Below are 6,927 nucleotides of genomic sequence, written 5' to 3'. Positions count from 1 at the left end.
GTAATTATTATAGAAGAGGTAGTTGCTCTAATGATGTTTATCAAAATTATTTAAATAAATTAAAAGGAGAATTAAAATGAAAACAAGTTATAAAAATATTAGTAATTTTTATAATTAGTCTTATTAAAAACAAAGGATAAATTTGAATATAGATAATTTAAAAGATTATAAAATAAAAAACGATTATTTATATAACTTAGAGCTTATTAGATTGTTTAATGAGATTTTTTCAATTTTTCTTACACTTATTTCATGTTATTTTGTAATAGATATTATCAATGAATTAAATAGTAAACCCGAAAAAACAATGACTGACATACGAAGAATTCAAAAAGGTTGGAGTGGCATTATTGATGGTATTTTTTTCGTTGCATTCTTTTTAAAACTTAGACAAATAAAAAGGCTTAGATTTGTTAAGAATAATGATTTTTATATTAGCGTAGATAATGAAAAGATATATTTTGATACTTATGAGATAGATGAAGCAGGTGTTTTTGGTATAGCAAAGAGCTATAAGAAAGTAACTGCAACGATAAATAAAAGCGATATAGTTTTTAGATTACAAACCAAGCGACCTGCTTTAGCTTATTCGTATATATTCAATAAAGACGCTTATAACACTAAAGAAACAGAAAATCAAAGTTTAAATTATAGATTAGACTACCCTATAGCTAGAATAATTTTCTTTCCTATAATTATGTTTTTTGTAATATTGGATATTTTATCAAGCTATTTAATATTATTTTTACTAAATGGTAAAAGCTTAAAAACTTACACAATATATCAAACTAAAACCAAGCTAGTTTCATTGCCTTTTGTTGATGATTTATCAGTTTATTTTTTATACACAGAGTTTAGACAAAAGTATTCTGCAATTAGCAAAGGTGGATTTGAAATGGAATTTAGAGAAGAAGAAGCACAACCACTAGGCGAAAAATACATAGCAAAACAACAAAAGAAAATTGAAAAGATTTTAAGTGAAAAGTCTTCAAATACAATTAAATAATTTTAATTTTTATATAAATTACCTTTAAAATATAATGTATTATAAAATAAATTCTAATTCAAATCACAAGAATTTGAATTAGATATTTTTGTCAATCAAGAGAATTAATATCGCTTATTTCGTGATGGATATATCTTTCATCGTTTTCTAAGGTATCAACGCTTTTAAACATTCTTTCCCAGCGGATATTATAATCATCATCCCAGCTTAGATAAACAAACCAAGGCTTACCTTCAATATATTTATAATCTACACTTCCCCAAAAGCGGCTATCATTTGAGTGGTCGCGATTATCACCCATCATAAAGTATTCATTGCTAGGCACCTTATAATAATACGCTTTAATATCACTTCTTAATTCACTAACATAAATTGGCTTCATTACAAACTCACCCTTAGCCATAAAGTATTCTATGACCTTATCAAAATCCACTCTTTCATCATAATGAATACCCTTTTTAGTATAAGGCTCTTTTATGTATAATTTGCCTTGTAAAATCACTTGTTTATTAGCAGGATAATTTGCTCTCATATATTCATCTCCTTCGTGCATTCTCACATAAAGGGTCTTATTTGCAAATATTATCTCATCATCTCCTAAAGCAACGCAGCGTTTAACATAATGTAGCTTTGTATTGTGCGGATACAAAAACACCACTATATCATCTCTTTTAGGCTTAGCATAGCTTAATAAATGCCCATCGCCTTTAAAATCAGGCAACACAGGAACTTCTAGGAATGGAATTCTAGGAGTTGGTATCCCGTAGGCGAATTTTTTTACAAATAAATGGTCTCCTACCAAAAGTGTGTTTTTCATAGAGCCACTTGGTATTGTAAAAGCTTGAGCTACGAAAAATATAAAAACAAGAACAAATACAATAGTCCCCGTCCATGAATTCCAAAAATCAACTAATTTTTGCCATTTTGTTTTATTTTCTTGCATTTTCTTCCTTTTTTAATCTTGCTTCATATGTGTTTTGCATTAGTGCATAAATAGTCATAGGTCCTACTCCACCAGGAACTGGAGTAATCATACTAGCTTTATTACTTGTCTTAAGATAATCTCCTGATAGTTTTTTGCCATCAATTTCTTTGCAAATCCCAACATCAATTAAAATAGCTCCATCTTTTATAAAATCATCATTTATTAGATGAATTACACCTGTAGCACTTATTAAAATATCAGCGTTTAAAGTATGCTCTTTTAAATCTTTTGTATATTTGTGGCATACGCTAACACTTGCACCTTCATTAATCATCATAGCAGCAAGTGGGCGACCTACTATGATACTATCATTTATTATGCAAATATTTTTGCCTTTTACACTGATACCATAATGCTTCATCAAAATATCAATTCCAAGCGGGGTGCAAGCATAAAAATGTGGTTTTAAATTCGCTAAAACTAAACCTAAATTAAGTGGAGTAAAACCATCTACATCTTTAATAGGATTTATAGCGTTTATGATATTGTCTTTATTGATATGATTTGGTAAAGGTAGTTGCACTAAGATAGCATCTACACTATCATCATCATTTAAATCTCTTATGATTTTTAATAATTCTTCTTCGCTAATACTACTATCTAGCTTATAATCTTTACTAATTATTCCTAATTCATTACAAGCTTTTAATTTACTTCTTACATAAACCCCACTAGCATAATCATCTCCTACTAAAATTACAGCTAAGCAAGGTTTGGTTTTTAGCTCATTAATTTTGAGTTTTAATTGTGCGTATAATTCTTTGCTTAATTTTTTTCCATCTAGTATCAATTTGTAACCTTTATAAAAATAAAGATTGTATTATAACCCTTAAAAACAACGGATTATAAAATGAAATCAAAATTAATATTATTAGTTTTTAGCGTATTTGTTTATGCTAATAGTGATTTTTTAAGTAAAGATGAATATCAATTAAGCTTGTATCAAAACCCAAGGGGAATTGGTTGTGATAAATGTCACGGGCTTGATGGAAGTGAGCAAATATTTGCTACTTATAAAGAAAATGGAAAAACCATTCAAGTAATAATCCCTAGTATTAAAAATATTAGTTATGAGAATTTTTATAAAGCCTTAGTTAGTAAAACAAGTTCAAAAAATATAATGCCAAATTATTATTTAACAAATGAAGAAATAAAAAATTTATACTTATATATCAAGAAAAAAGGAGAAAAAAATGACAAATAAAGAAGCTTTCGCACAAGCACAAACATTAATAGCAGGTGGGGTTAATTCTCCTGTAAGAGCGTTTAAAAGTGTAGGTAGTGAGCCTGTATTTATAAAAAAGGGCGATGGCGCTTATATAATTGATATTGAAGATAAAAAATACCTTGATTTAGTTCAAAGCTATGGACCTTGCATTTTAGGACACGCTGATATAAATGTAACAAATGCTATTATTAATGCAGCAAAAGATGGCACAAGTTATGGTGCTCCTACATTAGCTGAAAGCAAATTAGCACAAAAAGTTATATCGTTATATCCTGCAATAGAGCAAATTAGATTTGTAAATAGTGGGACAGAAGCTACTATGAGTGCAATTCGCTTAGCAAGAGCTTATTCTAATCGTGATGGGCTTATTAAATTTGATGGTTGTTATCACGGACACGCTGATATGCTTTTAGTAAATGCAGGAAGTGGCTTGGCTACTTTTAATACTCCAAGTTCAAGTGGAGTTAGTAAAAACGCTGTAAAAGATACTTATACAGCTAAATACAATGATATAGAAAGCGTAAAAGAGCAAATTGCTATAGCAAAGAGTAATGGTAGTGAAATAGGTGTGATTATTATTGAACCAATTGCAGGAAATATGGGTTTTGTCCCTGCTAAAAAAGAGTTTTTAGAAGACCTTAGAAAGCTTTGCGATGAATTAAAAATCGTTTTGATTTTTGATGAAGTTATGAGTGGTTTTAGAGCTGCTTTAGGTGGGGCTTTAGAGATTTATAAAGTTGTGCCTGATATGGTTTGTTTTGGTAAGGTTATTGGTGGGGGACTTCCTGTTGGAGCTTACGCTGCAAAAAAAGAAATTATGCAACTTCTAAGCCCGCTAGGCGGAGTATATCAAGCAGGAACGCTAAGTGGAAATCCACTTGCAATGGCAGCAGGTATTGCAAATCTTGAGCAATTAAACGATGATATTTATAAAAAATGTGATAAATGGGCAAAAAATGCAATTAATGCTATGCTAGATGAGAGTAAAAGTGCAGGAGTGCCTTTTGTAGCTAAAAATATAGGTTCAATGTTAGGATTTTTCTTTAATGAAAAATACCCATTAAATTACGATGACGCTAAGACAAGTGATACAGCTAAGTTTTCAAGATTTCATAAAATTATGCTAGAAAATGGAGTAAATCTTGCACCATCAACCTATGAAACTGCATTTATTTGCTCTAAGTTTGAAGATAAAGAGCTTGAAATATTTATAAATGCGTTCAAAAAGGCTATTCGTGCATAACGAAGAAAATAAAAGAGCTAAAAAAGTAAAAAGTGTAATAGACGCTGCAAATCATCTAAGCTTAGGCATTAGCATTGTAGTTGCAGTGTTAATTGGCGTTGGTTTAGGAATTTTACTCGCTAAGATTTATAAGCCTTTATTTTTTGTAGGACTTGCGTTTGGAATAGCAGCTGCAATTTCAAATGTATATAAGGCTTATAAATTATTATTAAAAATCAACGAAGATGATAAGAAATAAAGTCTTTTTAACCTTAAATCAAGGTTAAAAAGGCCAAATAGTTTCAACTGCTTTTGTTCCCCAAGGTTTTTTAGTAGCTTTATCAATTTCGCCTTGAGTTGAATAAAGTATTTTAGCGTCTGCTATGTATTTGCTCTCAATTGTGTTTTGACCTGTTATATCATAAGGTCTAATTACTCCAGAGATTTGAACGATTTGTTTTTCTCCGTTTATTAATAATTGTCTTTTTCCTTCAATAAAATAATTTCCATTAGCTAATACCTTTATTACTCTAGCACTAATTGTTGTTTGAAATTTTTCATTTCTACTAGCTTGACCGCTACCACTAAAATCTGAATTATTTTTTGTTTGAAAGCCAATATCTGCTGACTTATTAAGACTTGATAATAATCCTGCAAAAACTCCGGAATTTAAATTAGCATTAGAAGATTTATTCGTGCTTTTACTAGCTTTACTACTTTGGCTTGTATCTTCTTTAATAATTATTGTAACTATATCATTTACATTCATAGCTTTATTATCGCTAAAAAGTGGATTAGAGCCTTTTCCAAAAAGTGAGCCTGGACTTCCTAAATTATTATCAGCCTTAGGTTCAATTTGCTCTACATATGTTGGAGCTTTCATATCCATTTGTGGATCAGCCAAACCACAACCTGAAATTAACAAAGAGAAAACAAAATATTTTATATAACTTTTTTTCATATTTTCTTCCTTATTTATTAATATTTTAGGCATATACTCTAGCGAAATTTAATCAATGAAGGAGTAGCAATGAATGCGATTTACTTTCAAAAACAAAGCAGGGAAAGTTTAGATAATCTTGCTATAAAATTATCAAAAAAATATTCAAATATTGTTGTTTTCCAAGCACTTGCTTGTGAAGACGGGGTGTGTGGTTTAAATAAATTATCAAAAGAGCATAATATAAAAACTGAATACTTATACGATAGTGCAACAGGCGTTAAAGAGTATTTGAAAAATGAAAATACTTTTTATAAAAATATAATCATTAAAGTTAATGAATTAAAAGCTAAATATGATTTTGTATTAGTTGCTAGTTTTGGAGTTTTTGGTGGTCTTGATACTTTTTGGATAAATCTAAAACTAAGTAAAGAACTTAATTTAAATTATGTAATTGATAATGATTTAACCAAATTTGAGTTTGCTAAAATTCATCATAAATACGCAAGTTTATATAATGAAAATACAAGCTTAGATGAGTTATTAAATCTTAAAAAACCTGATTATGTAAGTCCAATGGCATTTGAAGTTATGCTAGAGAGCAAGGCTAAAGAAAATATTAAAACCATAGTTTTACCAGAAGGAAATGATGAGCGTATTTTAAAGGCTGCTAGTATTTTATTAGAAGGTAAAGCTGTTAAATTAATTATCTTAGGAAACAATAAAGAAATAGCACAAAAAGCTAGTGATTTGGGTATAGATTTAGATGATGTTAAGACTTATAATCCAGGTAATTCATCATTAGATGATGAATGTGCAAATGCACTTTATGAAGCTAGAAAATCAAAGGGAATGAGCCTTGAGCAAGCAAAAGAACTTATAAAAGATAGAAATTATTTTGGAACTTTATTAGTTCATTTAGGCTACGCTGATGCTATGGTTAGTGGGGCTGCATGTTCAACTGCTGATACAATTCGCCCAGCTCTTCAAATAGTTAAAACTAAACCAGGTGTTAAGAGTGTAAGTGGTGGATTTTTTATGTGCTTAAGTGATAAGGTTTGGTATTTTGCTGATTGTGCAGTAAATCCTAATCCAACTCCTGAAAATCTAGCTGAAATTGCAAGTGTTAGTGCAGCTACTTATAAGGCTTTTGGTTTTGAGCCAAGAGTTGCAATGCTATCTTATTCAACTGCAAATAGCGGTAGTGGAGTAAGCGTTGATTTAGTAAAACAAGCGTGCGAATTAGCAAAAGCTTATGAGGGATTAAATTATGATGGTCCTATACAATTTGACGCAGCAGTAGATATTGCAACAGCAAGTAAAAAAATGCCTGATAGCAAAGTAGCAGGAAAGGCAAATGTATTTGTATTCCCTGATTTAAATGCAGGAAATATAGCTTATAAAGCAGTGCAAAGAAGTGCAGGGGCTATTGCGGTTGGTCCTGTTTTGCAAGGTTTAAACAAACCTATTAATGATTTAAGTAGGGGTTGTTTGGTTGAAGATATTGTAAATACATGCTTAATTAGTGCAATTCAAGCACAATAAA

General features: G+C 30.0%; 8 protein-coding genes. 5 read left to right on the top strand and 3 right to left on the bottom strand.

All coding sequences use genetic code 11. From position 1 onward, the window contains the following. Nucleotides 1-142 precede the first annotated feature (142 nt). A complete protein-coding gene (locus AVBRAN12637_RS06715; RefSeq protein WP_336615557.1) occupies nt 143-1,006 on the top strand; it encodes a hypothetical protein in 864 nt (287 codons plus the stop codon). A 91-nt stretch (nt 1,007-1,097) separates the two neighbouring features. On the opposite strand, the gene lepB is transcribed toward AVBRAN12637_RS06715, so the two are convergent. Both lepB and AVBRAN12637_RS06705 read right to left on the bottom strand, forming a co-directional pair. Next, the gene (lepB, locus tag AVBRAN12637_RS06710) at nt 1,098-1,949 is read right to left on the bottom strand and encodes a signal peptidase I (RefSeq protein ID WP_214117914.1); all 852 of its coding nucleotides are present in this window, start codon (nt 1,947-1,949) and stop codon (nt 1,098-1,100) included. Continuing rightward, entirely contained in the window at nt 1,936-2,781 is an 846-nt protein-coding gene (locus AVBRAN12637_RS06705) for a bifunctional 5,10-methylenetetrahydrofolate dehydrogenase/5,10-methenyltetrahydrofolate cyclohydrolase (RefSeq protein ID WP_214120454.1), read from the bottom strand. The genes lepB and AVBRAN12637_RS06705 overlap by 14 nt, the downstream gene beginning before the upstream one ends. Nucleotides 2,782-2,841: 60 nt before the next feature. On the opposite strand from AVBRAN12637_RS06705, the gene AVBRAN12637_RS06700 reads away from it, so the two are divergent. The 3 genes from AVBRAN12637_RS06700 to AVBRAN12637_RS06690 are packed head-to-tail and all read left to right on the top strand — an operon-like array spanning nt 2,842 to nt 4,700. Beyond that, nucleotides 2,842-3,195 carry a hypothetical protein gene (locus tag AVBRAN12637_RS06700; protein ID WP_214120453.1) on the top strand — a complete coding sequence of 118 codons (354 nt, stop codon included), beginning with the start codon at nt 2,842-2,844 and terminating at the stop codon, nt 3,193-3,195. Beyond that, nucleotides 3,185-4,462 (top strand): glutamate-1-semialdehyde 2,1-aminomutase, encoded by a 1,278-nt coding sequence (gene hemL, locus AVBRAN12637_RS06695; protein ID WP_239802703.1) that lies wholly within the window; start codon nt 3,185-3,187, stop codon nt 4,460-4,462. The genes AVBRAN12637_RS06700 and hemL overlap by 11 nt, the downstream gene beginning before the upstream one ends. After that, nucleotides 4,455-4,700 (top strand): AtpZ/AtpI family protein, encoded by a 246-nt coding sequence (locus AVBRAN12637_RS06690; protein ID WP_336608663.1) that lies wholly within the window; start codon nt 4,455-4,457, stop codon nt 4,698-4,700. Before hemL ends, AVBRAN12637_RS06690 begins: the two co-directional genes overlap by 8 nt. A 24-nt stretch (nt 4,701-4,724) precedes the next feature. On the opposite strand, the gene flgH is transcribed toward AVBRAN12637_RS06690, so the two are convergent. After that, nucleotides 4,725-5,402 carry a flagellar basal body L-ring protein FlgH gene (flgH, locus tag AVBRAN12637_RS06685; protein ID WP_239802701.1) on the bottom strand — a complete coding sequence of 226 codons (678 nt, stop codon included), beginning with the start codon at nt 5,400-5,402 and terminating at the stop codon, nt 4,725-4,727. 69 nt (nt 5,403-5,471) lie between these two features. Between flgH and pta the strand changes: the two genes are divergently transcribed. After that, nucleotides 5,472-6,926 carry a phosphate acetyltransferase gene (gene pta / locus AVBRAN12637_RS06680; protein ID WP_336615556.1) on the top strand — a complete coding sequence of 485 codons (1,455 nt, stop codon included), beginning with the start codon at nt 5,472-5,474 and terminating at the stop codon, nt 6,924-6,926. The last annotated feature ends 1 nt before the right edge of the window (nt 6,927 follow it).

The organism is Campylobacter sp. RM12637, assembly GCF_020137645.1.
In the GTDB taxonomy this organism is placed as follows: Bacteria; Campylobacterota; Campylobacteria; order Campylobacterales; family Campylobacteraceae; genus Campylobacter_E.
This window is presented reverse-complemented; position numbering and strand designations above follow the sequence as displayed.